The organism is Peiella sedimenti (assembly GCF_030504955.1).
Taxonomy (GTDB): domain Bacteria; phylum Pseudomonadota; class Alphaproteobacteria; order Caulobacterales; family Caulobacteraceae; genus Brevundimonas; species Brevundimonas sedimenti.
Window position 1 is genome coordinate 195,038 of record NZ_JAUKTR010000003.1, and the last position, 23,474, is coordinate 218,511.

Annotated in this window: 28 protein-coding genes; 16 read left to right on the forward strand and 12 right to left on the reverse strand. The window is 68.4% G+C overall.

What is annotated here, in order from left to right; genetic code table 11:
• Positions 1-32: 32 nt before the first annotated feature.
• The 6 genes from Q0812_RS08345 to mmcB all read left to right on the forward strand — a co-directional run bounded on the left by Q0812_RS08345 (position 33) and on the right by mmcB (position 5,198).
• Positions 33-437: an MliC family protein gene (locus tag Q0812_RS08345; protein WP_302109864.1), complete on the forward strand. Its 405-nt coding sequence runs from the start codon at positions 33-35 to the stop codon at positions 435-437.
• Between the two features lie 32 nt (positions 438-469).
• Positions 470-2,143 carry a cisplatin damage response ATP-dependent DNA ligase gene (locus Q0812_RS08350; RefSeq protein ID WP_302109865.1) on the forward strand — a complete coding sequence of 558 codons (1,674 nt, stop codon included), beginning with the start codon at positions 470-472 and terminating at the stop codon, positions 2,141-2,143.
• A gap of 10 nt (positions 2,144-2,153) precedes the next feature.
• A complete protein-coding gene (locus Q0812_RS08355) occupies positions 2,154-3,074 on the forward strand; it encodes a mechanosensitive ion channel family protein (RefSeq protein ID WP_302109866.1) in 921 nt (306 codons plus the stop codon).
• Entirely contained in the window at positions 3,071-4,093 is a 1,023-nt protein-coding gene (locus Q0812_RS08360; protein WP_302109867.1) for a beta-eliminating lyase-related protein, read from the forward strand. Before Q0812_RS08355 ends, Q0812_RS08360 begins: the two co-directional genes overlap by 4 nt.
• A 71-nt stretch (positions 4,094-4,164) precedes the next feature.
• The gene (locus tag Q0812_RS08365) at positions 4,165-4,674 is read left to right on the forward strand and encodes a lipocalin family protein (RefSeq protein ID WP_302109868.1); all 510 of its coding nucleotides are present in this window, start codon (positions 4,165-4,167) and stop codon (positions 4,672-4,674) included.
• 53 nt (positions 4,675-4,727) lie between these two features.
• Positions 4,728-5,198: a DNA repair putative endonuclease MmcB gene (mmcB, locus tag Q0812_RS08370; RefSeq protein WP_302109869.1), complete on the forward strand. Its 471-nt coding sequence runs from the start codon at positions 4,728-4,730 to the stop codon at positions 5,196-5,198.
• 3 nt (positions 5,199-5,201) lie between these two features.
• On the opposite strand, the gene Q0812_RS08375 is transcribed toward mmcB, so the two are convergent.
• From Q0812_RS08375 to Q0812_RS08395, 5 genes are all read right to left on the reverse strand, one after another.
• Positions 5,202-5,474, reverse strand: a complete 273-nt coding sequence (locus tag Q0812_RS08375; protein ID WP_302109870.1) for an HPr family phosphocarrier protein — start codon at positions 5,472-5,474, stop codon at positions 5,202-5,204.
• A 2-nt stretch (positions 5,475-5,476) separates the two neighbouring features.
• Positions 5,477-5,881 (reverse strand): PTS sugar transporter subunit IIA, encoded by a 405-nt coding sequence (locus tag Q0812_RS08380; protein WP_302109871.1) that lies wholly within the window; start codon positions 5,879-5,881, stop codon positions 5,477-5,479.
• A 99-nt stretch (positions 5,882-5,980) separates the two neighbouring features.
• Positions 5,981-6,415 (reverse strand): HPr kinase/phosphorylase, encoded by a 435-nt coding sequence (locus Q0812_RS08385; protein ID WP_302109872.1) that lies wholly within the window; start codon positions 6,413-6,415, stop codon positions 5,981-5,983.
• Complete coding sequence (locus Q0812_RS08390) at positions 6,412-8,028, reverse strand: ATP-binding protein (protein WP_302109873.1); 1,617 nt, start codon at positions 8,026-8,028, stop codon at positions 6,412-6,414. The genes Q0812_RS08385 and Q0812_RS08390 overlap by 4 nt, the downstream gene beginning before the upstream one ends.
• Positions 7,997-8,692 carry a response regulator transcription factor gene (locus Q0812_RS08395; RefSeq protein WP_302109874.1) on the reverse strand — a complete coding sequence of 232 codons (696 nt, stop codon included), beginning with the start codon at positions 8,690-8,692 and terminating at the stop codon, positions 7,997-7,999. Before Q0812_RS08395 ends, Q0812_RS08390 begins: the two co-directional genes overlap by 32 nt.
• Positions 8,693-8,851: 159 nt before the next feature.
• On the opposite strand from Q0812_RS08395, the gene Q0812_RS08400 reads away from it, so the two are divergent.
• The 7 genes from Q0812_RS08400 to Q0812_RS08430 all read left to right on the forward strand — a co-directional run bounded on the left by Q0812_RS08400 (position 8,852) and on the right by Q0812_RS08430 (position 16,319).
• Positions 8,852-10,564 (forward strand): hypothetical protein, encoded by a 1,713-nt coding sequence (locus Q0812_RS08400; protein WP_302109875.1) that lies wholly within the window; start codon positions 8,852-8,854, stop codon positions 10,562-10,564.
• A 76-nt stretch (positions 10,565-10,640) separates the two neighbouring features.
• Positions 10,641-10,859 (forward strand): PDZ domain-containing protein, encoded by a 219-nt coding sequence (locus tag Q0812_RS08405; RefSeq protein ID WP_302109876.1) that lies wholly within the window; start codon positions 10,641-10,643, stop codon positions 10,857-10,859.
• 125 nt (positions 10,860-10,984) lie between these two features.
• Positions 10,985-11,692, forward strand: a complete 708-nt coding sequence (locus Q0812_RS08410) for a winged helix-turn-helix domain-containing protein (protein ID WP_302109877.1) — start codon at positions 10,985-10,987, stop codon at positions 11,690-11,692.
• Entirely contained in the window at positions 11,689-11,919 is a 231-nt protein-coding gene (locus Q0812_RS08415; RefSeq protein WP_302109878.1) for a hypothetical protein, read from the forward strand. The genes Q0812_RS08410 and Q0812_RS08415 overlap by 4 nt, the downstream gene beginning before the upstream one ends.
• Positions 11,919-12,269 carry a MarR family transcriptional regulator gene (locus Q0812_RS08420; RefSeq protein ID WP_302109879.1) on the forward strand — a complete coding sequence of 117 codons (351 nt, stop codon included), beginning with the start codon at positions 11,919-11,921 and terminating at the stop codon, positions 12,267-12,269. The genes Q0812_RS08415 and Q0812_RS08420 overlap by 1 nt, the downstream gene beginning before the upstream one ends.
• A gap of 223 nt (positions 12,270-12,492) precedes the next feature.
• Positions 12,493-15,624 (forward strand): TonB-dependent receptor plug domain-containing protein, encoded by a 3,132-nt coding sequence (locus Q0812_RS08425; protein ID WP_302109880.1) that lies wholly within the window; start codon positions 12,493-12,495, stop codon positions 15,622-15,624.
• A gap of 59 nt (positions 15,625-15,683) precedes the next feature.
• On the forward strand, positions 15,684-16,319 hold the full coding sequence (locus Q0812_RS08430) for a hypothetical protein (RefSeq protein ID WP_302109881.1): 636 nt from the start codon (positions 15,684-15,686) through the stop codon (positions 16,317-16,319).
• Here Q0812_RS08430 and Q0812_RS08435 read toward each other — a convergent pair.
• The 6 genes from Q0812_RS08435 to Q0812_RS08460 all read right to left on the reverse strand — a co-directional run bounded on the left by Q0812_RS08435 (position 16,316) and on the right by Q0812_RS08460 (position 20,362).
• Positions 16,316-16,891 (reverse strand): YceI family protein, encoded by a 576-nt coding sequence (locus Q0812_RS08435; RefSeq protein ID WP_302109882.1) that lies wholly within the window; start codon positions 16,889-16,891, stop codon positions 16,316-16,318. The two genes, Q0812_RS08430 and Q0812_RS08435, sit on opposite strands and share 4 nt — an antisense overlap.
• Positions 16,888-17,424, reverse strand: a complete 537-nt coding sequence (locus Q0812_RS08440) for a cytochrome b (protein ID WP_302109883.1) — start codon at positions 17,422-17,424, stop codon at positions 16,888-16,890. Before Q0812_RS08440 ends, Q0812_RS08435 begins: the two co-directional genes overlap by 4 nt.
• A gap of 22 nt (positions 17,425-17,446) precedes the next feature.
• Positions 17,447-18,025: a YceI family protein gene (locus Q0812_RS08445; RefSeq protein WP_302109884.1), complete on the reverse strand. Its 579-nt coding sequence runs from the start codon at positions 18,023-18,025 to the stop codon at positions 17,447-17,449.
• A gap of 78 nt (positions 18,026-18,103) precedes the next feature.
• Positions 18,104-18,889: a LytR/AlgR family response regulator transcription factor gene (locus Q0812_RS08450; protein WP_302109885.1), complete on the reverse strand. Its 786-nt coding sequence runs from the start codon at positions 18,887-18,889 to the stop codon at positions 18,104-18,106.
• Positions 18,886-19,956: a sensor histidine kinase gene (locus Q0812_RS08455; RefSeq protein WP_302109886.1), complete on the reverse strand. Its 1,071-nt coding sequence runs from the start codon at positions 19,954-19,956 to the stop codon at positions 18,886-18,888. Before Q0812_RS08455 ends, Q0812_RS08450 begins: the two co-directional genes overlap by 4 nt.
• A 55-nt stretch (positions 19,957-20,011) precedes the next feature.
• The gene (locus tag Q0812_RS08460) at positions 20,012-20,362 is read right to left on the reverse strand and encodes a c-type cytochrome (protein WP_302109887.1); all 351 of its coding nucleotides are present in this window, start codon (positions 20,360-20,362) and stop codon (positions 20,012-20,014) included.
• 130 nt (positions 20,363-20,492) lie between these two features.
• Between Q0812_RS08460 and Q0812_RS08465 the strand changes: the two genes are divergently transcribed.
• Positions 20,493-20,963, forward strand: coding sequence for a hypothetical protein (locus Q0812_RS08465; RefSeq protein ID WP_302109888.1), 471 nt, complete (start codon positions 20,493-20,495; stop codon positions 20,961-20,963).
• Here the strand turns inward: Q0812_RS08465 and Q0812_RS08470 are convergent.
• Positions 20,949-21,386: a DUF2267 domain-containing protein gene (locus tag Q0812_RS08470; RefSeq protein WP_302109889.1), complete on the reverse strand. Its 438-nt coding sequence runs from the start codon at positions 21,384-21,386 to the stop codon at positions 20,949-20,951. The two genes, Q0812_RS08465 and Q0812_RS08470, sit on opposite strands and share 15 nt — an antisense overlap.
• A 123-nt stretch (positions 21,387-21,509) precedes the next feature.
• Here Q0812_RS08470 and Q0812_RS08475 point away from each other — a divergent pair, with 123 nt between their 5' ends.
• On the forward strand, positions 21,510-22,823 hold the full coding sequence (locus Q0812_RS08475) for an acetyl-CoA hydrolase/transferase family protein (RefSeq protein WP_302109890.1): 1,314 nt from the start codon (positions 21,510-21,512) through the stop codon (positions 22,821-22,823).
• 94 nt (positions 22,824-22,917) lie between these two features.
• A complete protein-coding gene (locus Q0812_RS08480) occupies positions 22,918-23,385 on the forward strand; it encodes an Hsp20/alpha crystallin family protein (RefSeq protein WP_302109891.1) in 468 nt (155 codons plus the stop codon).
• The last annotated feature ends 89 nt before the right edge of the window (positions 23,386-23,474 follow it).

The following is a 23,474-nucleotide window of genomic DNA, read 5'->3' on the forward strand; positions in this document are numbered from 1 at the left end:
GAACGGGGGTTCGCGGCGCGCGTTCAGCGCCCGTGCGCCACGTCCTCCTCGCCTTCCTGATGCTCGGCCTGGTCGGCCTGATGATCGCGGCGTGTTCGCGGGAGGCGCCCCCGACCGCGCGGGAGGTGGAGGCGCGCGCCCTGGCCGTGAAGCGCGATTCGCGCACCGGGGCCGAGCGGCAGGAGGCGGCCGTGACTCGGCTGATCCGTACCCAGTACGTCTGCGTCGATGGTCAGGCGCTGAACGTGACCTTCGACAACGCCCGCGAGATGGCCACCATCCGCAAGAGCGACGGCACGGCCGTCGACCTGCGCCAGGAGCGCGCGGCCGACGGGATCTGGTATCGCAGCGACACCCACGAACTGCGCGGACGCGGCGACACCGCCGTCTGGACCCGCCCCGCCGCCGAGCCGGTCAACTGCCGCGCCGTCGCTTGAGGCGCGGCTGCCGGCAGAGCTAGGCTTCTTCCGTGCGCGCCTTCTCCGACATGCTGGACCGGCTGGCCTTCACCAGTTCGCGCAACGCCAAGCTGGTGCTGGTGCGCGACTATCTGCGCGCGGCGCCGGACCCCGAGCGCGGCTGGGCCCTGGCGGCCCTGACGGGCGACCTCGGCTTTCACGCGGCCAAGCCCGCCATGATCCGCGAGGCGGCGGAGGCGCGTGTCGATCCGGTGTTGCTGCATCTGTCGCGCGACTATGTGGGCGACCTGGCCGAGACGGTGGCCCTGATCTGGCCGCCCGATCCCGACTACCGGCCCAACCGTGAGCCGGACCTGTCCGAGGTGGTCGAGGCCCTGACGCGCGCCAAGCGGCACGAGGTGCGCGGCCTCGTCGAACGCTGGCTGGACGCGCTGGACCCGGCCGGACGCTGGGCGCTGCTGAAGCTGATCACCGGGGCGCTGCGGGTGGGCCTGTCGGCGCGGCTGGCCAAGACGGCGGCGGCCATGATCCGCCCGGACGGGCTGGAGCCGGTGGACGTCTCAGAGATCGAGGAGGTCTGGCACGCGCTGGAGCCCCCTTACGGCGATCTGTTCGCCTGGCTGGAAGGGCGCGCGCCTCGCCCCAACGCCGACGCGCCCGGCCGCTTCCGACCGGTCATGCTGGCCCATCCGGTGGACGAGGTGACCGACTTCCCCAAGCTGAATCCGGCCGACTACGCCGCGGAATGGAAGTGGGACGGCATACGCGTCCAGGCCGTCTGCGAGGGCGGGGTCAAGAAGTTGTACTCGCGCACGGGAGACGAGATCGCCGGCGCCTTTCCCGACCTGATGGAGGCGCTGGACTGTCAGGGCGTCATCGACGGGGAGCTTCTGGTGGTGCGGGAGGGCCGGGTGGCGCCTTTCGCCGACCTGCAACAGCGCCTGAACCGCAAGAGCGTCGACCCGAAGCTGACAGCCAGTCATCCGGCGGCCATCTACGCCTATGACCTGCTGGCCCTGGACGACGAGGATCTGCGCCCCCTTCCGTATCTGGAGCGGAGGGCGCGGCTGGAGGCGCTGGTGGCCCGCACGGCCTCCCCGCGCCTTCACCTGTCGCCGCGCCTGGCGTTCGAGACCTGGGACGATCTGGCGCTCCTGCGCGCCGACCCGCCGGTGGGCGCGGCGGCCGAGGGCCTGATGCTCAAGCGCCTGGATTCCGACTACCAGGCCGGCCGTCCCAAGGGGCTGTGGTGGAAGTGGAAACGCGATCCGCATCTGATCGACGCGGTGCTGATGTACGCCCAGCGGGGCTCGGGTAAGCGTTCCAGCTTCTATTCCGACTTCACCTTCGGCGTCTGGACGGACGAGGGCGCCCTGACCCCGGTGGGCAAGAGCTATTTCGGCTTCACCGACCTTGAGCTGAAGCAGCTGGACAAGTTCGTGCGCGACCACACCACCGACCGCTTCGGCCCGGTGCGCCAGGTGAAGGCGACGCGCGACTTCGGTCTGGTGCTGGAGATCGCCTTCGAGGGGCTGCAGCGCTCGACCCGGCACAAGTCGGGCGTGGCCATGCGGTTTCCCCGCATCAGCCGCATCCGTTGGGACAAGCCGCCGCGCGAGGCCGCCACGCTGGACGAGGTGATGGACCTGCTGGACCGGATTGAGGCGGGGGGCGGGCGCACCGTCCGGTCCGCCGGGGGTTCACAAGCGAGCCCAAGCGGCTAAACCCCCTTCCATGCAGCTAGACGAAATGATCGAGACCGGCCGCCAGGCCGTCGCCCTCGACGGGGCGGTGATCGAGCGAGCCACGCGGATGCTCGGCGACTTCGCCGTCAATCTGACGGTGGCGGTGCTGATCCTGGTGGCCACCTTCGTGGCGGCGCGCTGGATCGCGGCCGGGGTGCGGCGGGCGCTGGCGCGGCTGAAGGCCACCAAGCACGACGAGACGCTGCAAGGCTTTCTGGTGCAGGTGGTTCGCGTGGCGGTGCTGGCCATAGGCCTGATCGCCGTGCTGCAGCGGCTGGGGGTGCAGACGGCCTCGATCCTGGCGGTGCTGGGCGCGGCCTCCCTGGCCATCGGCCTGGCCATGCAGGGGACGCTGTCGAACGTGGCGGCCGGCGTCATGCTGCTGATGCTGCGGCCCTATAAGGTCGGCCACGTGGTCACGGTGGGCAACCATACCGGCTCGGTCACGCGGCTCGACCTGTTCACCACGGTCCTGATGGATCCCAACAATCACAAGATCGTCGTGCCGAACTCCAAGGTGCTGGGCGACGTCATCGTCAATCTGACGGGTCAGCGCACGCGGCGCGTCGAGCTGCCCATCGGCGTCGATTACGACAGCGACCTCGGCCAGGTCTTCGAGATCATGAGGGCCACCGCCGCGGCCCACGAAAAGGTGCTGAAGACGCCCGAACCCTGGGCCGGCGTCACGGACCTGGCGGACAGCGCCGTGGTGGTGACGCTGCACGCCTTCGTCAAATCGGACGACTGGTGGCCCACGCGCACCGACCTGATGCGCCAGATCAAGGAGGCCTTCGACCGCGAGGGGGTGGTCATCCCCTATCCGCACCAGGTCCACGTGGAGAAGGCCGCGCCGCCGCCGCCCAAGCCGGCCGTGCTCAAGCCCGCCTCGCGCCGCAGGAGAGCTTCGTGAGTCCGCGTTTCGATTTCGCCTCCGACAACACCGCCGGCATGGCGCCCGAGGCGCTGGAGGCCGTGACCCGCGCCAACGCCGGGTTCGCCTCGGCCTACGGTTCTGACGAAACCAGCCGCCGCGCCGCCGACCTGATCCGCGAGACGGTCCAGGCCGACGCCGAGATCCGCTTCGTCTTTTCGGGCACGGCCGGCAACGCGATCGCCCTGTCCATGCTGGCCGATCCGTTCGAGGCCGTCGCCGCCCACCAGGCCGCCCATGTCTGCACGGATGAGGCGGGGGCGCCCGGCTTCTTCGGGCATGGCGTCGGCATGCTGGGTCTTCCGGGCGAGAGCGGCAAGATCGACGAGACGGCGCTGCTGGCCGTGCTGGACGAGCCGGTTATGGGTCACCGCCAGCCGGTGGGCGCCCTGTCCCTGACCCAGTCGACCGAATACGGCGCGGTCTACACGTCCGAAGAGCTGCGACGCCTGATCGAGCCGGCCCAGGCCAAGGGCCTGAGGACACATCTGGACGGGGCGCGCCTGGCGAACGCCGTGGCGGCCGGGTTCGACCCCGCCGACATTCCGCGCCTGGGGGTCGACATCCTGGTGATGGGCGGGGCCAAGGCGGGTGGGCCCTGCGCCGAGGCTCTCGTGATCTTTGACCGCGCCTTGGCGCGGCGCATCGACAACCGCCTGAAGCAGACGGGCCAGGTGGCGTCCAAGGCGCGCTTCCTGTCGGCGCCTTTCCTGGGTTTGCTGGAGTCCGGCGCCTGGGTCGGGCATGCCGCCCACGCCAACCTGATGGCCCAGCGCCTGGCCGAGGGCGTCATGGCCGGCACCCGCTATGTGCTGGCGCATCCGGTTGAAGCCAACGCCGTCTTCGTTCGTATGCCCGCCAGGGCCCACCAGAAGCTGAACCAGATGGGTTGGGCCTGCCACCGCTTCGACGACGGCTCGGTGCGCTTTGTCTGCTCCTGGGCCACCACCGAGGCGGCGGTGGACGAGCTGATCGCCGCCGTGGCCGCCTGCGGGTGATCGGAACCGGGTCCACGGCCGTAGGGTTGTGCGCTAGGATCGCTGGTTCCGTTTTTCGTGTGAGGCTCTTGATGCGCGCCCTTCTTCTCGCCGCCGCCCTGACCCTGAGCGCCGCGCCGGCGCTGGCCGATGCGCCCCAACCGCGCCGCAGCATCGACATCAGCCGCTTCACCGGAAGCTGGCACGAGGCGGTGCGCACGCCCAACCCGCGCCAGCGGCCCTGTGTCGCCACGCGGATGCAGATCAGTGGGTCCGCGCCGAACCTGCGCCTGACCCAGACCTGCGTGCGCAGCCAGGGCGAGCCGCGCACCATCAACGCCAGCATGTCGGTGGTGGACCGCGAGACGAACGCCAAGGTCAACATGCGCGTGACGGGCGGGATCGCCTCGCTGATCTCGCAGGAATACTGGATCCTGGACCGCGCCGACGACTACTCGTGGGTCATCATGGGCACGCCGGGCGGCAACTACGTCTGGGGCTGGACCCGCTCAGCCAATCCGTCGGCGGGCGTGCGCCAGGCGCTGATGAACCGCATCGCGGCCCTGGGCTACAACACCAGCCGCCTGGAGCGCGTGGGGTAAGGCCCTCCGCCCCCGCTTGACGCTGGGAACCAAAGGGGAACATGGTGCGCGGCATGAGCGCCGCCGCCTCTGTCACCCTGGCCTTCGTGGAAACCGCCGTGCGCCGGCCCGACGTCACCCAGGCGGTGACCCGCGGCGCCGCGCGGTTGCTGGCCGCCATGGGCCACGGCCCACTGACCGAGGTGCGCCTGCCCAATGGCCGCCGGGCCGATGTCATGGCGTTGGGGGCCAAGGGCGAGCTGATCATCTGCGAGGTCAAGTCCAGCCGCGAGGACTTCACCACCGATCGCAAATGGGTCGAGTACGCGCCCTTCTGCGACGCCTTTTATTTCGCCGTGGCGCCTGAGTTCCCGCAGGTCATCCTGCCGGAGCATCCTGGCCTGATCGTCGCCGATGGTTTCGGCGGCGCGGTGGTGCGCGAGCCGGTGGTCACGCCCTTGGCGCCCGCGCGCCGCAAGGCCCTGACCATCGCCTTCGGGCGCCTGGCGGCCCTGCGCGCCACCGGCTGCGAGGCGACCGTCTGAGGTCTATTGGTCCTCATCGAAACGGCGGCCGACCAGATCCACCAGGGCCGCAAGGGCGGCCTCGGCCTCGGGGCCCTCGGCCTCGATGAGGACCTGGCAGCCCTGGCCGGCGCCTAGCATGAGCAGCCCCATGATCGAGCGGGCGTCCACGGTCTGACCGTCGCGGGTGACACGCACCTCGGCGTCGAATCCCGAAGCCGTCTTGACGAACTTGGCCGAGGCCCGCGCGTGCAGGCCCCTGGCGTTGCAGATGTCGACCTCGGCGCGGGCGGCCACAGCTATTTTTCGCCCGCCAGCACGTAGGAGGCCACCGAGATGTACTTGCGTCCCGCCTCCTGGGCGCGGGCCACGCAGACCTCCATTGTCTCCTTCTGGCGCAGGGCCGCCAGCTTGATCAGCATGGGCAGGTTCAGCCCGGCGATCACCTCCGCGCCCGTCTGCTCCATGACCGAGATGGCCAGGTTGGACGGCGTGCCGCCGAACATGTCGGTCAGGAGGATGACGCCCTTGCCCTCATCGACGGCGCGACAGGCGTCGAGAATATCCTGACGGCGGCGGGCCATGTCGTCCTCGGCACCGATACAGACAGCGGCGAGGCCCCGCTGGGGGCCGACCACGTGCTCCAGCGCCGACACGAACTCGACGGCCAGGCCTCCGTGGGTGACAATCACCAGACCGATCATGGGTGTATCTGCCGCCGCCCCGAGGGCTCCCCGCACGGCCTCAGCTGAGGCCGAAAGGCCGCTGTCTAGTCGAATGCGGCCCAGCCTCCAAGTGCGACCTTAAGCCCTGCCGCCCGCCGTGATGACCCGCATCAGCTTATAGGGGGCCGAGGCCTCGACCCCGGTCAGGGTCAGCCGGGGCAGGGAAACGCCGCACAGCTGATGCAGGCTGGCCTCGGGCAGGCGTTCGGGATCGGCCTCCAGTTCGACCCAGGCGCCGACGCGGGCCTGACGCAACAGGGGCTGGCTGATCAGGCCGACGCCCCGGGCCTCGATGGCCTCGGGCAGGGTCTGGGGCGCCGCGCACCACAGCCGCCCCTGATCGGCCCAGACCTGGACGTAGTCGTCCGCCACCAGCCGCCAGCCCCGCTCCATGAGGCGCAGGGCCAGGTCGCTCTTGCCCGAGCCGGAGGGGCCGCTGATCAGGGCCGCGACCCAGTCGCCGCCGGTGCGCACGGCCGCCGCCGTGGCGTGCAAGAGAAGCGGCCCGTTCACGAGGGCAGCCTCGGCAGCTCGACGGTGAAGCGGGCGCCCAGAACCTGGCCCTCCTCGCCGGTGCGGTTTGCGGCGCTGACCCGGCCCCCGTGGGCGGTGACGATCTGGCGCACGATGGACAGGCCCAGTCCCGAGTTGCCGCCGAAGGCCTGGCCCTTGGGGCGCGAGGTGTAGAAGCGCTCGAACACCGTCTCCAGGTTCTCGGGGGGAATGCCGGGGCCGTCGTCTTCGACCACGGCGCGGACAAGGGCGCCCTCGGTTTCGAGCGTCAGCCGCACCTGGCCGTCCGGCGGGCTGAAGGAGCGGGCGTTGTCGATCAGGTTGCGGAACACCTGGCCCAGCGCGCCCTCGCGGCCGGTGACGGTCGCGCCCCGAGGCGTGGCGCTGTTGCTGAGGCTGAGGGCGGGCGAGCCGGCCTTGGCCGTGGCGTTCTCGGCCTCGACGATGTCGGCCAGGAGACGGCCGAGATCGACCGGGTGCGGGGCGTCCCGCGACAGTTCGGCGTCAAGGCGCGAGGCGTTGGAGATGTCCGTGATCAGCCGGTCCATTCGCCGCACATCCTGCTGCAGCAGCGCGGTCAGCCGCGCCTTGGCCGCTGGATCGTCCACGAGGTTTAGGGTCTCCACCGCGGAACGGATGGAGGTCAGCGGGTTCTTGATCTCGTGCGCCACGTCGGCGGCGAAGCGTTCGATGGCGTCCAGACGCGCCGACAGCGTCGCCGTCATGGTCTCAAGCGATCGGGCCAGATCGCCGATTTCGTCGTCGCGCGCCTCAAGGTCGGGAAGAGAGATGGCCCGCGCTCGCTGCAGCCTGACCTGGTCGGCGGCGGCCGACAGCCTCAAGACGGGGCGCACCACGAACAGGTGCAGCAGGATCGCCGACAGGACCGACACGCCGAAGGCCACGACGGCGAAGGGCGCCATGGCCCATCTCTGACGGGCGACGATTTCCGAGAAGTCGCCGGCCTCCAGCGTCAGGACGCCGATCACCGCCGCCACGTGGCGTACGGGGATCGAGACCGACACCACCCGCTCGCCCGTCTCAGAGCGACGGATGCCCCACTGGGGCTCGCCGTCCAGGGCCGCCTCGACCTCGGCGGTGAGCGCGGCTTGCGCCGCCTCCAGCCGGCGGGCTTCGGCCACCGGGTCGGGCGGCGGCGGGGCCGGCTCGCCGCGCTTGCGCGCCGGGGGGAGGGGCGTCGCGGTGACCGCGTCCGAGACGGTGTAGCTGTCGGCGATCAGCTGGCCGGTGACGTCGAACAGCCGCGCCCGCTGGCCCGCGGGGATGTAGTCCTCACGCAGCACCAGGGCGGCGCGGATAGGGTCCAGTTCGGGGATGGGCTCGCCCCGCGTGGCCGAGGCCTCGGCCAGAACGGCCGCCACAAGCTCGGCCTGGGCGGTAAGGTAATCGACCCGGGCGTCCACCAGGCCTCGGCGCCACTCATTCACACCGAAGGCGCCGCCCACCAGGATCAGCAGGCCGATCATGTTCAGCGCCAGGATCAGGCGCCCAAGCTTGGACCCGCCGAAGCCCGGAAGGCGTCGGCGCGGCCCTGCCGGTCTGGCGGAGCGTTCTATGGGATCAGGTCTCGCGGTATCGGTATCCGACGCCATACAGGGTCTCGATCGCGTCGAACTCCGGGTCCACCTGCCGGAACTTCTTGCGCATGCGCTTCACGTGGCTGTCGATGGTGCGGTCATCGACATAGACCTGATCGTCGTAGGCGGCGTCCATCAGGTTGTCGCGGCTCTTCACGAAGCCCGGACGCTGCGCCAGCGCCTGAAGCAGCAGGAACTCGGTGACGGTCAGCTTCACCGGACGGCCGTCCCACATGCACTCGTGCCGGGCGGGATCGAGGGTCAGCTTGCCCCGGCGCAGGGCCTTGCCCCCCGTCTCGCCCGGGTCTTCGCTTTCCAGCCCCGCGCGGCGCAGGATGGCCTTGACGCGCTCGATCAGCAGGCGCTGGCTGAACGGCTTGTGGATGTAGTCGTCGGCGCCGAGGTTGAAGCCGAGAATCTCGTCGATCTCTTCGTCCTTGGAGGTCAGGACGATGACCGGCAGGCCGGACGTCTGGCGCAGCCGGCGCAGGACCTCCATGCCGTCCATGCGCGGCATCTTCACGTCCAGTATGGCCAGGTCCGGCGGATCGTTCAGCAGCGCCTCCAGGCCCGAGGCGCCGTCATGATAGGCGCTGACCTTGTGGCCGTGGCTTTCGAGGGCCATGGACACGGAGGCGACGATGTTCTCGTCGTCATCCACCAGGGTGATGTTCGCCATCTTCGCTTCGTCTCCTGCCGGCAAAGCGCGCGCCGGTTGCGTCAAACTTAGGGCCGTGGCGCGTCCGGGCCAAGGCGGACGTTTCAATCAGCCCTTAAAGCCTTTCGCCTAGCCTGAGAGGGCCCGGGGTCTCCGGGCGGCAGTGAGTGGGACGCGCGTATGGCTGGGCAGGTTCACTTCGAGGTCTTCATTCGCAAGACCGCCGCCTCGCCCTGGGCGCTGGAACTGGCCACCGAAGACCGCCAGCTGGCCATGACCGCCGCCGACGACCTGCTGGCCGACAAGCGCGCCTGTTCCGTGCGCGTATGCAAGGAGACCCTCGATCCCGAGACCATGGAGTTCCAGAGCGTCACCCTGGTGACGAAGGGGCTCCCGGAGCCCGAGCGCAAGGCTCGCCCCCGCGACGCCGCCGCTCAGCAAGTGTGCAGCGCGCCCCAGGACCTCTATACGCCCCATGCCCGCGAGACCATCGGCCGGGTCCTGGAGGACTGGCTGGCGCGCAACAACGCCACCGCCTTCGAGCTGCTGCACAGGCCCGATCTGATCGAGAAGCTGGACGCCTCGGGCGTCGAGTTGCAGCACGCCATTCAAAAGGTGGCCATTCCCGAGAGCCAGGACACGGGCCAGCCCATCCACGAGGTGATCCGCAGCTATCAGGCTCTGGTGCAGAAAGCGATCGACCGCGTCATCCGCGCCGGGCGCGGCGGCGTCTTCCCCGATCTGAAGACCCAGGGCGTCGCCGCGGTCGCGCACAAGCTGGCCGCCGATCCTGAGCGCGCCTTCCGAATCGGCGGGGCCATCTGCGCCTTTCTGGCCCCCATGCGCTCGTGGCCCGAGCGACTGGAGGCCATGATGGACCTGGCCGACGCCCTGCCGGCCGAGCCCCAGCCGCGCGCCCTGGTCCAGGTGGCCCTTGAGCAGGTGCTGTGCGAGATGTTCGCCGACCGCCGCGCCGTGGCGTCGGTGCTGGGCCCCGATCTGGATCTGGGCGGACAGCTGGCGGCCATGGTGCGCCTGGCCGCCTCGGCCGAGCTGACGCAGCTGGAGCGTATCGATCCGAACATTCCGACGCACATGCCGGCCCTGACCGGTCCCGCGGCCCGCTTGGGCGCCCGCCTGGCGGCCGGGGACTACAAGCTGCTGGCGGCCAGCCTGACCCGCCGCGTCCTGCGCGAGCTGATCGGCCCCCGGCGGCTGAGGCCCGCCGACGCCTGGGGCGAGATCGATCTGCTGCGCGCCCTGGCCATGGCCCTGACGGCCGCCGCGGGGCGCCTTCTCAGCCTGGAGGAGGTGCAGACCGCCTTTATCGAACGTTCCAAAACGCTGGTCACGGCTGATTTCGTGCAGGCCTATCTGGGCGACGACCGAAACCCCATGGAGGAGGTCGCGGCCCTGGTGCGGCTCTGCGACAACGTCACCGGCTCGGGCTCCAAGCGCGCGGCCGGCCGCTGGCTGTCGGCGGCCGCCACAAGCCTCAAGTTCGAAAAGTCGGTGCGGGCCGGCGCCGAGACCCCCGCGCAACGCCTGGCGGGGCTGGCCGCCCTGCAACGCTCGGTGCGCGAAGCGGGCCTTCTGGACAAGGACGAACAGGACGTTCTCGCCGCCATCGGCGCTGTTGGCGACCTGGTCGAGGCGGACGCCCGGCTGATCGCTCAGCTGGCGCGCTCGCCCGCGCCGGTGCAGGTGAAGCTGTCGGCGCTGCTGCGCCTGGCGGCCGGCGAGGCGGCCCCGCTGGGCCCCGTGGCCGAGCGCGCCAAGGTCGAGGCCGTCCGGCTGCTCAAGGCGCCTGAGACCCGCGGGCGGCTGGCCGAGGCGCCGGAAAGCCTGCAGGCCCTGCGCGGCCTGATGCAGCAGGTGGGGCTGGCGGCGTGATCAACCCCGCCTGCGAGGGAACGCTGGGCGGTTCCTCGAGTTAGCTCTTGCGGGTTCTTCCTGCGGAGCACCGCTAATGAGCATGCGTATCTATCGAGTCACGGTGGGCCGTCCCGGCGAGGAGCCCCGCACCCTGCAGGTGCCGTCCAAGACCGACATCCAGGCCGGCGATGCCGCCGTCGCCGCCATGTCGGAGGGCGACTACATCCTGGGCATAGAGGAGGTGGACGACCCCTATCAGCAGACCGACGCCATGCCCGCAGGCACCCAGTCCCACCCGGACCAGATCACCTGATGCAAAACTTCCGCATCTGATGCGTCACGAACAGCCATAATCGTGCAACGAAGCGCCTCGCTATAAAGGCTTTGCCGCCGCTTTATTGAAGTCCTCTCTGATGTGAACTGTTCAGGAGGGGGTTCGTGTCCGCATACGTCGTCGAGTTGCGAGAGCCGTCGGTTGAATCGGACGTCTCCGTCCAGTGTTCCCGGCCGGACGAGCGCATCGACGACCTGTTGCTGCAACTGCGTCGCGGCGGTCTTGCGTGCGGCGCCGCCATGAGGGCCGACGCGGGCTCTTCGGCAAGGGTCAATCTGCTCGTCTGCGACTCCATCCAGTCCATCGACCTGTCCCGCATCATCTCTGTTAGCGGGGGAGCCGCCGTCGCCGTGCTCTGTGACGAGGCGGACGAGGTTGATCGCGTGCTCAGTCTCGAACTGGGCGCCGACGAAGTCATGCTCTGGAGCCAGGGACCGAGAGAGCGCCTGGCCAGGATACGCGCGTTGTTGCGGCGATCCGGTCGCCAGGCGGCGCCTCGTTCGTCCTCATCGTGGAGCTTCCATCCCGCCCGGCGGCAGCTGACCGCGCCCGGCGGCGAGACTTACAACGTCACCTCCCACGAGGCGGACATCCTCATGGAGTTGTCGCGGTCTGACGGCCATTCGGCGTCCCGCGCGCGGCTCGCCGCCAGGCTGGGCGCTCTGGGCGGCAGCGATCGCAACGTCGACGGGATCATCAGCCGCCTGCGCCGGAAGATCACCGGGTCCGCTCCGCGCCTTATCTCCACGCTCAGGGGGCACGGGTACTGCCTGGCCGCGCCGCTGGAGCTCATTGGCGGAGACGCCAGATGAGCGGGCGCACGCGCATCATCATCGAACTGCCCCTCGAGGCGCAGGATCAGTCCCAGGCCGAAGTCGTGCGCAAGGCCGAGGCCATCCTGGCCCTCGTGCAGGCCGAGTACGGACCGGCGCGGTTGCGGCTGGCCGGGTTGCGCCCCCCCAGGCGACCGCGTTCTCCCGCCGCCGCGCCGGAAAGCTATGTGCACTACACGGGCCGCATGCACGAGTATCTGGACTGATGCTGCATCAACCGCGTCGCCGGCGCCGCAGCACATGCCTGCAGGCGCTTGAGGCCTTTCGTCGCGCCGCGCCCCGGGGCGGCCTCACCGAACTCCTGGCCTTTCTATATGTGTGCGAAAACGAGGGCGTGAACGTGCGCGAGCTGGCGCAGCTGTGCGCCATTCCTCCCCTGGCGGCGTCGCGCGCAGCGAGAGCGCTTTCGGCGCCTGGCGGCGGCGGCCTGATCGAACTGCGCCGCAACCCTTCGGATTATCGCAGCCGCACCCTCCACCTGACCGAACCCGGTCGCGCGCTGCGTGAGCAGGTGGACGAGGCCGTGATTGACGCGGTTCGCATCCAGCATCCGTAGAATAAAATCACAAATGATCCTAGTTTATCCGCGTCGAATGTAGGGTGTGGCCCATAAGTCGCGGCTTGCGCCAAGCTTCGCAGTTAAGATCAGATGTGATCCCATCTTCGATATTGATGTTGAGTAATGGCGCCCGAGTGAAGAAATCTTGGCTTTCTCGCGGCAAGGCGCAGGCGTTGCGCTGTGCTGAGCATGCCATTCTCTCAAGGGGGATCGAATCGTAATGCGTGATTTCAAGAAAATGTTGTTGGGCGGCGCCGCCGTCGTCACCCTGGCCGCCGTCGCCGGCGCGCCGGTGTCGGCCATGGCGCAAACGCAGCCCCAGACCGCCAACCAGGATGACGAAGAGGACGAGGACGAGGCCACCGAGGTCGAAGCCATTACCGTCACCGGTTCGCGCATCCGCCGCAACGAGTTCAACTCGGCCGCGCCGGTCACCGTGATCACCTCGGAGCAGGCGACCCTGGAGGGCATCGTCGACACCGCCGAGCTGCTGCAGCAGTCGTCGGTCGCCTCCGGTTCGTTCCAGACCAACAACACCCTGACGGGCTTCGTCACCCAGGGCGGCGGCGGCGCTTCCAGCGTGTCGCTGCGCGGCCTGGGCGCCAACCGCACCCTGTCGCTGATCAACGGCAAGCGCGCCGGTCCAGCCGGTGTCAGCGGCACGGTCCAGGCCTTCGATCTGAACGTGCTACCGCAATCCATGATCCAGCGGGTCGAGATCCTGAACGACTCGGCCTCGTCGGTTTACGGCTCCGACGCCATCGCCGGCGTCATCAACTACATCACCCGAACCGACCTGGACGGTTTCCAGTTCGATGCGTTCGCCACAGTTCCTGCCGAGCAAGGCGGCGAGCAGTATCGTTTCTCAGGCAGCTGGGGCACGACATTTGATCGCGGCAGCTTCGCGGTTGGCTTCGACTACTTCGCTCAGGAACCCCTGCGTCGCGGCCAGCGGGACTATCTGGATTGCGCTCAGGATTATGTGTTCGATCAGAACAATCCGTCGCAGATGGTGGATCTGACGGATCCGTTCACCGGCGAAGCCAAGTGCTACGGCTTGTTCGCGGGCGTGCTGCGCGCCAACGCCGGCGGCGGCACCATGGATTTCTTCTATCCGGTGGCCGGCCGCACCTACGCCACACCGCAACAGGGGGCGAGTGTCTGGATCGCCAATATGATCCGCCAGGGCCGTGGCGGCTTCCCGGCCACCTGGGCGCACGGGAACTATCAGTTCGGCTCCAACGGCGAAGGTCCGATCGACTACTATGGGCGTCAGACTCTACTAGGGGAGATGGACCGGTACACGCTGTTCTCTAACTTAAACTATGACCTAGCGCCCAACGCAGAGCTTTACGCTGAACTGCTGTGGAACCGCCGCAGGTCAGAGCAGGACGGAGCGCGCCAGTTCTTCCCGACCACCAGCGGCTTTATTCCGGGCGCACAACGACCGGATACGGGGACTCCGTTCGCCGCGACGACGATCCTACCGATCATTCCCCTGAACAGCGATGGTCAGCAGCTGATCGACTACACCCGCGCTGTGGTCGGGGTGCGCGGCGACTTCTCGCTCGGCTTCCTCAGGAACTGGGGTTACGACATCTACGCCCAATGGTCTCGTTCAGACGGCGAGTACAGCTTCAACGCCCTGTATGCCGACCGTGTGGCTGCCGTCACCGGCGTGGACCCGGGACTGACCACCTTCACCAGCGCAGCGCCCTGCTACGAAGGTCCTCTGGTCACCAATCTGTCCGGCTACAGCTGTTCGATGCTGCCCGGCGGTGTCAACTGGACCAGCCGTGAAGTTCTGGAGGGGCGCTTCTCCGACGCCGAGCGCGCCTTCCTGATGTTCGATACGCTGGGAAGCACCGAGTATACCCATCAGTACATCGAAGGCGTCTTCAGCGGCGACCTCTTTGAGCTCCCTGCAGGCCCGATCGCTGCGGCCGTCGGCTTCCAGCTGCGACGGGAGGAGATCGACGATCAGCCCGACCCGCAGACTCAGGCGGGCAACCTCTGGGGCTTCTCGTCGGCCGGACGCACCATGGGCGAGGACACCGTCAAAGAATTCTTCGCCGAGTTCGAAGTGCCGCTGATCCGCGACGTCCGCTTCATCGACTCCCTCACGGCCAACATCTCCGGCCGCTACTCGGACTATGAATCGTACGGCTCGACCAACACCTACAAGGTGGGCATCAACTGGCAGATCAACCCGTCCTGGCGTATCCGCGCCACGCGGGGCACCTCGTTCCGCGCCCCGGCGCTGTACGAGCTGTTCCTGGCCAACCAGACCGGCTTCCAGGGTCAGACGGCCGTGGATCCCTGCGTTCAATGGGAGCTTGATCCCGATCAGCGCATCCAACAGAACTGCGCTGCGGCGGGCATTCCTGCGGGCTATACGGCCGCCGGCAGCTCCTCCGCGCTCATTATCTCGGGCGGCGGCGCGGGCGTGCTCGAAGCCGAAACGGGCGACGCTCACACGATCGGTGTTGTCTGGACCCCGTCGTTCATCGATCTGAACGTGGCGGTCGACTACTTCGACATCCAGATCAGCGATGAGATCACGCGCATCGGGCCGGCTGCGATCCTTCGGCAGTGCTACCGTTCATCGGCCTTCCCGACGGACCCCTTGTGTTCGCTGTTCACGCGCCAGGCCGGGACGAACTTCATCACTCAGATCAACGACTCCTATGTCAACGTTGCGGATCAGCAGAACCGCGGCATCGACATGACCTTCCGCTACGGTCACGAGTTCGGCTTCGGGGATCTGACGATCGATGGTCAGTTCACCTGGCAGATTCAGGATGTGACGACGCTTTTCCCAGGATCGCCGCAGCAGGACTTCAACGGCACGACCTTCGCCTATGATGGCCCCGACTTCACGGGCAACCTGAACTTCCGCTTCGACCGCGGAGACTGGACGGCCTTCTGGGGCGTCAACATCATCGGCAAGGGCTCGGATTACGAACAGGCAGGCGGCGCCGCCGCCGCGGCCGACCTGGGGGCCATCAGCCGATATTATCGCTGCTCCAACGACGGCGGAGCCACCTTCGTCGACTGTCCCTCGGTCACGGATGGTACGGGTACGCTCCTACCGGGGTACACTGTGCCGGGCGCCAACTCTCAGGTTCCGAACTGGGTCGGTCTGAAGATCCATAACGAGTTCACCACCACCCATACGGTGTCGCTGCGTCGCAACTTCGGCGACTGGAGCGCTCAGATCGGCGTGGCCAATGTCTTCGACGACCTGCCGCCCAACGTCACGACCGGCAACTTCCGAGCCGGCACGGCGGCACTGAACGGCTACGACTACATCGGCCGCCGCGCCTTCTTCCGCGTAAGCGCCAGCTTCTAAGGCGTGACCTTCAAGGGCCCCCGCAGCGATGCGGGGGCCATTCTTCTTGGAGCCGCCAGATGGTTGGAGCGGTCGACTTACCGTTATCCATCGGGGCGGACGGAAGTGCGGACGCCGCCTCGAAGCCCATACTCAGCGACACCCAGGTCGTCGATCAGTTGCTGAGAGACCATCTTGTGTGGATCCGCTCCACGATTGCCTACAGCTTCCTTGAGGCGATCCCGCCTCGATGGACCGGAAACGGAAACTGGCTGGGCGTGCAGCCCTTCACCCACCTCCAGCGTGAAGCTGCACGCGAAGCCTTCGCCCTCATATCCGATATCGTCGGACTGACGTTCACAGAAGTACCGGACGCGCGGGTCAATCTCGGCCCGGAGAACCCTGTCATAACTCTGGCCACGTCAACCACCTTATCCGCCACTGGCGTCTCATTCCGGGTGCGCGGCGGGGCGACAGCGGAGGGGTGGACCTCCCTTGACGGCGCCTACACGCTTTTCGGCCCGAACTGGGGAACAGGCTATGCCCTGGGACAGGTGCTGCGCTTTGCGGACGGGGATATCTCGCTGGCGCCCGAGGGCCCCGAGCTGCCGCCGAACCTGCAGCCGCAGACTGAAGCCTTCCTCGAACTCGCTCGCCTGTGGGAAAACGAGACGCTGCTATTACGGCCGATCGAGCACTGGTGGCTGGCGCCCTAGGCCGAGCGCCGGGCGCTGAGCTGGAAGTTGATCAGCAGGTTGCGTCCGAACAGCTGCGGGTCCCCCCACGCGCCCTGACCGACGCCGAACAGGGTCCGGTCGATCGTCAGCCTCCCCGTGGCGGTGGCGCGATCCTGCTGAACCGAGATGCTCGCCGGCACGCGCAGCCGCCGCGTCACCCCCTTCAGCGTCAGGTCGCCCACAACGTCCACGCCATCGGCCCCGCGGGGCGCAAGGGTGCGCGAGACGAACCGCGCCGTCGGATGCCGGGCCGTGTGCAGCAGATCGGGCTGGCCGAGCAGCTCGTCCGCTTCGCTGACCCCGGTGCGGATCGAGCCTGTCTGGAGGACGAGCGTGACGCCGCCCCGAGACCGCTGGGCGGGGTCTAAACGCAGGTCCGCGGTCCAGGCGCCGACGTGGCCGCTGATGGACTCGCCGGCGGCCTGGGCCTGAAAGCCGATGCGGGAGCGGCCGGGATCCACGATCCAGCGCGGCGCCGCCGCCTGGGCCTTCACGTCGGGCGCGACGGACCAGGCCGCGGCGCCGACCAGAAAAGCGCGGCGCCCGATCACGGCTTGCGACCGGGCGCGCGGCCCAGGCCCATGGGAAAGAGGGCTCCGGGGCCTCCGCTGAGCCGCGCCGCCAGGGCGCCGGCCAGGTGGAGGCTCAGCAGAATCGCAAGCGCGATCAGCACCCCCAGATGCAGGTCCGCGGCGCGGTCATAGGCGGCCTGACCGACGTCAAGCGGCAGACGCGGCGCTTCCCACTTCCAGAAGGCGACCGGAAAGGGCAGGGGACTGGCGGAAGCCGCCGCCCATCCGGTTATCGGCGCGGCGACCATGAGCACGTAGAGCCCCGTCTGCGCGGCTCCGGCCAGGCGCCCGCGCCAGCCGGCGTGCGGCGGCCGCCGTCCGCCCGCCATGCGATTGATCAGCCGGACCGCAACGATCAGGAGCAGGGTCAGTCCGAGAGACTTGTGCAACTGAAAGGCGGTCAGCCGGTCCAGCCCCGATGCATTCGCCGCCCACAGGCCGACTCCGGCGGTCGCCGCCATGAGAGCCGCGGTCAGCCAGTGCAGGACAATGACGCCGAGGGGGAATCTCACCTTCGCGGTACCAAGGCGGCGCCTATTCAGCCCGTTCCAGCGCCAGCGCCTCGATGTGGATGGCGACCTCATCGCCGATCAGCTGTTGCGCGGTCGTGATGCCGTAGTCGGACCGCTTGATCCGGCCCTCCAGGGTGAAGCCGGCGGTGTGCCTGGGGCTGGCGGGATTGCGGCCCAGGCGGTTCAGGACCACGCGGAAGGTCTCGGGCCGCGTCACGCGCCCGATCGTCAGGTCGCCCGTCACGTCCGCCGTGCGCGCGTCGATCACCCGGACGGATGTCGAGACGAAGCGAAGCTCCGGCGCCTCGGCCCCATTCAGCCAGCGCGGACCACGTACATGCTCGTCGCGAGTGGCGTCAGCCGTCCAGAGATCGGCCACCCGGACCGAGGCGGTCACGCGCGACTGGCCGGGATCGGCCTCATCCAGAACCACCTCGCCCTGGGCGTTGGCGAAGATGCCGTAGACCGAATTGAAGCCGAAGCGGCCGACGCTGAACAGCACCTGGGTGTGGGCGGGGTCCAGGTCATAGGTGCGCGGCGCCGCCATGGCGGGAGCGGCGCCCAGCGCCAGGGCGACCCAGGCAGCGGTCATGAACTTCATAAATTGTCTCCAGGTGCGCCCCTCGTCCGGCCGAGTTTCGGCTCAGCGGCCCGCGCGGCGGGAGGCGGTTCGTGGCGCCTAGGAGGGGGTTCGTAGCTCAGGTTCGCGAAGCAGGCGCTTTATGTTCGAGCGGTAGGAGGGCCCGACGCTGATCATGTCGCCATCGCTCGTCTCCAGGGCCATGCCCCCCCAGGCCGTAGTGTGCGAGCGTCTGACGTGGTCGAGGTTGACCATGGCCGAGCGATGGACGCGCACCATCCGTTCCGAGCCGAAGCGGGCCTCGAGGCTGGTCATGCTGGCTCGCACCAGACCCGTGTCGGGCCCGGCATGGATGCGGGCGTACTCCCGCTCCGCCTCGATCCAGCGGACATCGGCGATTGAAACCCGGGTGCGGCCGCCGCGTACGGGCACCCAGATATGCTGCTCGCGGAGGGACTCGGCGGGCAGCGAGCCTCCCAGCGTCTCGAGCGCCTTCAGCCGTTGGGCGGCTGTGGCGTTGTTGAGCCGTTCCCGCGCTCGATCCAAAGCCATACGCAGGCGCTCGGACGAGGCGGGCTTGACCAGATAGTCCACGGCGGCGCGCTCGAAAGCATCGACGGCGAAGCTCTGAAAGGCGGTGACGTATATGACGGCGGGGGCGTAGCCCTTGGCCAGGTTGGCGATCAGCTCCAGGCCGTTCAGACCGGGCATGCTGATGTCCAGGATCAGTACGTCGGGACGCTCGCGGTTGATGCGCGCCAGGGCCTCGCGGCTGTCGCTCAGGGCGCCGATCAGGGTCACCCCCGGGGTCTCGGCCAACAGGCTCTTCAGCCGGTTCAGCGCCGCCGGCTCGTCGTCAACCGCGAGAAGCGTCAGGATGCTCATGCCGGGCGCTCGAGGGGGATTTCGATGATCGCCTCAAAGCCGCGTCCAGGCAGGGCCTGACGCGTCAAGGACGCCGCAGATCCATAGGTGATGACCAGTCGCCGCTCCACGGTCCTGAGGCCGCTGCCGAGGCCCGGCGGCGAGGTCCCGAAGGGTTCTCCGTTGTCGCGCACCGTCAGACGCAGCCGGTCCCCCACCGCCTCGGCGATGACCTGCACCTCAATCTGTCCGGGCGTTCCGGCCGTGGCGAATTTGAGCGCGTTCTCCAGCAGCGGTTGGCTGATCTGGGCGGGGACAAGGACGGTCTTCAGGTCATCCGGGAGCCGCAGCTCCACGATAAGGCGCGGTCCGAACCGGGCCCGATAGATCTCCGCCAGGTCTTCCAGCCCCTCCAGCTCCATGGCGAGGGTCACGAAGTCGTGGTGGGTTTGGTCAAGGGAGCGGCGCAAGTGTCGAGACAGGGCCTGAATGGAAGTCTCGGCCGCCCTCGTCTTGCGGTTCAGCACCTGGCTTGAGATCGTGTTGAGAGCATTGAACAGGAAGTGGGGATTGATCTGGCTACGCAGCAACTGGTTCTCGGTTTCGCGCCGCAGCGCTTCAACTTCCAGAGTTCGCTGCGCCTGCGCGCGGGCCATGCTGCCGTACATCAGGGCGAAATAGCCGCAACACCAGGCGAAGTAGTTCCAGAAAAAGGAGTGCGCGTTCCCCGGCAGATTGCGCAGGCGGTAGGGGAGCGGCGCGGCCGCTGGAAAATCCACCCAGCGCGACCACAGCAGGCGCGGGACGATGGGCACGACCCAGGCGTAGGCTACAGCGACAATCATCGAGAGAGCGGTGGCGACGACGATCTGCAGGGCCATGCTGCGGTCCCTGACCGTCGTCAGCGCCAGGTACATGAATCCACACACCAGGGCGCCCAGAAGGCTGTTGATCGTGCGCGGGAAGAGAAAGCGCCAGTCGTTGGGATAGGCGATCCAGTTCGCAAGCGTGGACAGCAGGAAGGCGCCGACCCAGATGGCCAGCGTCAGCCATAATGCTTCCTTGGGCGAGACCCCTGGCCGATCCATGGCGCCACCATGCCGAAGCGTTGCCGCTTCGACTAGGCTGCCGGAAGAATTGCGCTCACCTAAAAGCGTCTTCGTCCGTCTGTTGCAGGTCGCGAATGTAGGCGATCAGATCGACGCGCTGCTGTTCGCTCAGGATAATGTCCGGCATCACCGGATGGCCTTCGGTCATGCGCAGGGTGTGACCCTGCGGCTCGAACAAAAGCGGGTCCAGGCGCTGCAGATCGCGCAGCGGCGGCGCCTCGACATCGGGACTGGCGCCGCTGCGCTCAACCGCATGACAGACGCCGCAAGCCTCCCGCGCCAGGGCCTGGCCTCGCGCCAGGGTGATCAGGTCGGGCTCGGGCGGAGGGTGCGGCTGGGCGAAGGACAGGCGCATCAGAATAAGGGTCACGGTCAGGAAGAGCATGAGGGCCTCCGGGACGGTCCCCACATCCTGCCCTGATCGGCGCCCGTTCCATTTGATCCAGATCACGGCGGACGCACCCGTCTTCCCGCACAGAGGCTCGGCCGCACAGGGCGGCGAGGGGGAGCCAGTCATGACTCTGGAGGCGTTGAGCCTGCCGTCGAAGTCGGACGTCGTCGCGGTCGGACGCATTGCGCGGAATATCCTGGCCGCGCCCTTCATCTATGGCCTGGCCCTGCCTCTGGCGGTGTTGGACGCGGCGGTCAGCCTCTACCAGGTCGTCTGCTTCCGCCTGTGGCGCATCGGCCAGGTTCGCCGCCGGGATCATGTCAGCTTCGCCCGCGCAGAGCTGCCGTACCTCAACCCCATGCAGAAGATGAACTGCGGCTACTGCGCCTACGCCAACGGCGTCCTGGCCTATGCGCGCGAGATCGCCGCGCGCACCGAGCAGTACTGGTGCCCCATCAAGCACGTCGCGCCGCCGGCGGCGCCCCACCATCGCTATGAGAGCTTCATCCCCTATGGCGAAGTGATCAGCCTGGAGGCCCGCTGGGAAGCGCGGCGCGAGGCCCTCAAGGCGCCTCCGCGCTCAGGGAACCCATAGGATCGGCGGCCACAGGGGGCGGAGCTCCTCGGGCAGAAGAGAGACCAGCTTGCGCGCCTCGCGCGCGTCCACCCTGTCGGCGATGACGGCGAACACGGCCTCGGCCACGCCCTTGGCGTCTCTGGGATAGGCCGGCGGAAGGCGGTCGGCGATCCTGTCTAGGAAGGGCTGCAGATCGCGGGGGGCGTCAGGCGGGCCGCCGCGCCAGCCCTCCAGATAGACGCCCCGAAGCAGCATGGGCAGCTGGGCGGACAGGGCCAGGACGCCATGCTCGGGCAGGCGATCGCGCAGGGTGTGCAGGGCGGCGCGCGTGGCCGCGTAGGCCTGCTGTCGATCGCATGGCGGCAGACGGTGCTCGACCGCCGCCAGCCAAGCGTTGGTTTCCTGTATCGTGGTGTCGAATACGGGCAGTCCGCTGGTCATGGCGATGATCCTCCGCCGTCAGAGACGGGTCATCAGAACCCGGTCGCCAGAGCGCCGCCTTGATCGAGGTCAAGGCCCGGGCGGACGGTCTGCGGTTGATGGGAGGGTGCCGGGGAGGGCCGAATGAGTTTCGCAAACGCCTACGCGGCCAAGCTGACGACGCCTGAGACGGCTGTCGCGTCCATCGCGTCGGGCGAGAAGCTGTGCATGGCCATGGCGATCGGCGAGCCGCCGGCGCTGCTGAAAGCCGTCGCCGATCGCGCCGAGGCGGGCGAGATCGCCGACCTGCGTCTGTACTACTTCGAGTCCAAGCCGCACGCCGCCCAGACCGTGCTGCGCTACGAACTGCTGGATCGCATCCGGCCGCACTGCATGTTCCTGACCGGCATCGAGCGCGAGCTGATGCGCCGGGGCCGCGAGGAGGGCCGCCGCGTCATCGAGTTCATCCCCACGGCCTTCTCCCGGTCCCCCCGCCTGCTGGCGGACCTGGGCATGGACACCTTGGTCACGGCCGTCTCACCGATGGACCGGCACGGCTATTTCACCTTCGGGACCAACAACGACTACGTCAGCCGCGTGGCGCGCGTCGCCCGGCGGGTGGTCGTCGAGGTCAATCCGAACATGCCGCGGGTGATGGGCGAGTCTCTGCTGCACGTCTCGGAGGTGGATGCGATCGTCGAGCACGAGGCGCCGCTGCTGGAGGCCCGGGTGCGCACGCCCAGCGCCACCGACGAGGCCATCGCCGCCATTGTCGCGGGCATGATCCCGGACGGCGCCTGTCTGCAGATGGGCATAGGCGGCCTGCCGGACGCCGTGGCGCGCGCGCTGAGGGGGCATAGCGACCTGGGCGTCCACACCGAGCTGCTGACGCCGGGGCTGGTCGAGCTGATGCGCTCGGGCGCTGTGACGAACCGTAAGAAGGCGACCTTCCCCGGCCGCAGCGTCTTCACCTTCGCCATGGGCGACCGGGCGCTCTACGACTTCATCGACGACAATCCAGGGATCAGCAGCCATCCGGTGGATGTGGTCAACGACCCTCGCCACATCGCCAAGAATGATCGGGTGGTGTCAGTCAACGCGACGCTTCAGGTGGATCTGACCGGCGCGTGCAACTCGGAGCATATCTCGGGCGCCCAGTATTCCGGCGCCGGAGGACAGCTGGACTTTGTGCGGGGAGCGGCGGCCTCACGCGGCGGCCTCTCCTTCATCTGCTGTCCCTCCACGGCGGGGGAGGGCAAGGTGTCCCGGATCACGGCTCGGCTGGACGGACCGGTGACGACGCCGCGCAACGACGTGCACTTCGTCGTGACCGAACACGGCGTCGCCGAGCTTCGGGGGCGTTCGACAGCCGAGCGGGCCATGGCCCTCATCGGCGTCGCCCATCCCGATTTCCGTTCCGCCCTGACCGAGGCCGCAAGGCGTGACGGCCTGATCTGAAAGCTTGATCCAGCGCAAGGCCGGACAGCTCGGATGGGGGCACCATGACCCTGCGTCAGCCTGTGACGCGCGTCCAAGCCAAAGGAGAAGCGCCATGGCCAAGGACCCCTCTCAGCAGCCGCTGGCCAATCTGGGCCGGCAGGCGTCCAGCCTCTTCGCGCCGCTGCAGCGCGAGATCGATCGAGCCTTTGACGACTTCGGCCGCGGCCTGGATCATTTCGACCTCTTCGGCCCCGCGCCCAGCGTGGATCTGGCCGAGACCGAGAAGGCCTATGAGATCACGGCGGAAGCGCCCGGCATGACGGACAAGGACGTCAAGGTCAGCTTCGAGGATGACCTGCTCACCATCAGCGGCGAGAAGCGATCCGAAACGGAGAAGGAAGGCCGCAACTATCGCTTCGCCGAGCGCCGCTACGGTTCCTTTTCCCGGTCGCTGCGTCTGCCCGGGGCCGATCCCGACAAGATCAGCGCCGAGCTGAAGGACGGCGTCCTGCGGGTGACCGCCGCCAAGCGGCCTGACGCCTCGGCTCGGCGCATCGACATCAAGGTCGGCAAAGCCTGAGCTTGGCCGCCTGACACCTTTCGCGGGGTTGCGCGTTCCGGTCGGCGAGGCCAAGTGCAAAGCCTAGCCGGGGCCTCCCCGCGGGAGAA

Bases quoted from the DNA above. Each gene is read 5' to 3' on its own strand.
- Q0812_RS08355 (WP_302109866.1), top strand. From the start codon at position 2,154: ATGCAGCTAGACGAAATGATCGAGACCGGCCGCCAGGCCGTCGCCCTC.
- mmcB (WP_302109869.1), top strand. From the start codon at position 4,728: ATGAGCGCCGCCGCCTCTGTCACCCTGGCCTTCGTGGAAACCGCCGTG.
- Q0812_RS08380 (WP_302109871.1), bottom strand. From the start codon at position 5,881: ATGATCGGTCTGGTGATTGTCACCCACGGAGGCCTGGCCGTCGAGTTC.
- Q0812_RS08475 (WP_302109890.1), top strand. From the start codon at position 21,510: ATGAGTTTCGCAAACGCCTACGCGGCCAAGCTGACGACGCCTGAGACG.
- Q0812_RS08455 (WP_302109886.1), bottom strand. From the start codon at position 19,956: ATGGATCGGCCAGGGGTCTCGCCCAAGGAAGCATTATGGCTGACGCTG.
- Q0812_RS08450 (WP_302109885.1), bottom strand. From the start codon at position 18,889: ATGAGCATCCTGACGCTTCTCGCGGTTGACGACGAGCCGGCGGCGCTG.
- Q0812_RS08390 (WP_302109873.1), bottom strand. From the start codon at position 8,028: ATGGCGTCGGATACCGATACCGCGAGACCTGATCCCATAGAACGCTCC.
- Q0812_RS08395 (WP_302109874.1), bottom strand. From the start codon at position 8,692: ATGGCGAACATCACCCTGGTGGATGACGACGAGAACATCGTCGCCTCC.
- Q0812_RS08400 (WP_302109875.1), top strand. From the start codon at position 8,852: ATGGCTGGGCAGGTTCACTTCGAGGTCTTCATTCGCAAGACCGCCGCC.
- Q0812_RS08365 (WP_302109868.1), top strand. From the start codon at position 4,165: ATGCGCGCCCTTCTTCTCGCCGCCGCCCTGACCCTGAGCGCCGCGCCG.
- Q0812_RS08480 (WP_302109891.1), top strand. From the start codon at position 22,918: ATGGCCAAGGACCCCTCTCAGCAGCCGCTGGCCAATCTGGGCCGGCAG.
- Q0812_RS08425 (WP_302109880.1), top strand. From the start codon at position 12,493: ATGCGTGATTTCAAGAAAATGTTGTTGGGCGGCGCCGCCGTCGTCACC.
- Q0812_RS08430 (WP_302109881.1), top strand. From the start codon at position 15,684: ATGGTTGGAGCGGTCGACTTACCGTTATCCATCGGGGCGGACGGAAGT.
- Q0812_RS08445 (WP_302109884.1), bottom strand. From the start codon at position 18,025: ATGAAGTTCATGACCGCTGCCTGGGTCGCCCTGGCGCTGGGCGCCGCT.
- Q0812_RS08420 (WP_302109879.1), top strand. From the start codon at position 11,919: ATGCTGCATCAACCGCGTCGCCGGCGCCGCAGCACATGCCTGCAGGCG.
- Q0812_RS08405 (WP_302109876.1), top strand. From the start codon at position 10,641: ATGAGCATGCGTATCTATCGAGTCACGGTGGGCCGTCCCGGCGAGGAG.
- Q0812_RS08470 (WP_302109889.1), bottom strand. From the start codon at position 21,386: ATGACCAGCGGACTGCCCGTATTCGACACCACGATACAGGAAACCAAC.
- Q0812_RS08460 (WP_302109887.1), bottom strand. From the start codon at position 20,362: ATGCTCTTCCTGACCGTGACCCTTATTCTGATGCGCCTGTCCTTCGCC.
- Q0812_RS08415 (WP_302109878.1), top strand. From the start codon at position 11,689: ATGAGCGGGCGCACGCGCATCATCATCGAACTGCCCCTCGAGGCGCAG.
- Q0812_RS08465 (WP_302109888.1), top strand. From the start codon at position 20,493: ATGACTCTGGAGGCGTTGAGCCTGCCGTCGAAGTCGGACGTCGTCGCG.